Origin of the sequence: Cognatundibacterium luofuense (genome assembly GCF_018139685.1) — a bacterium.
Lineage (GTDB): Bacteria > Pseudomonadota > Gammaproteobacteria > Burkholderiales > Burkholderiaceae_D > Undibacterium > Undibacterium luofuense.
This window is the reverse complement of the sequence record NZ_JAGSPN010000371.1, coordinates 1-340: the sequence shown is the minus strand read 5'-3', so window position 1 is coordinate 340 and position 340 is coordinate 1. Positions and strand designations below refer to the sequence as shown.

At 50.6% G+C, this 340-nt stretch carries 1 protein-coding gene; it reads left to right on the top strand.

What is annotated here, in order from left to right:
- On the top strand, positions 1-340 hold a 340-nt coding region (locus KDM89_RS20825; protein WP_212689741.1), incomplete at both ends, for an alkaline phosphatase.

Here is a 340-nt window from a genome sequence, read left to right as displayed (position 1 = left end):
AATGGCACCTCTGCACCAACGATCCTCGAAGTTGCAAAATCGAAAGGCAAAGCAGTAGGTTCTATCACTACAACCGAACTGACACATGCAACACCCGCCGCTACTTTTTCGCACATCTGTAACCGCAATGCTCAATATGCGATCGCAGCCCAATTAGTCCCTGGCGGCGCAGGCTATAACACTGCACTGAATGATGGCGTGGATGTCTTGATGGGCGGTGGACGTAACCATTTTCTTCCTTACGATACCAGCATCAGCACAGGGAAAGCAGGTCGTGCTGACGGACGTAACTTGTTAAATGAACTTGCGGCACAAGGATATACGGTCGCAGCAACACGCA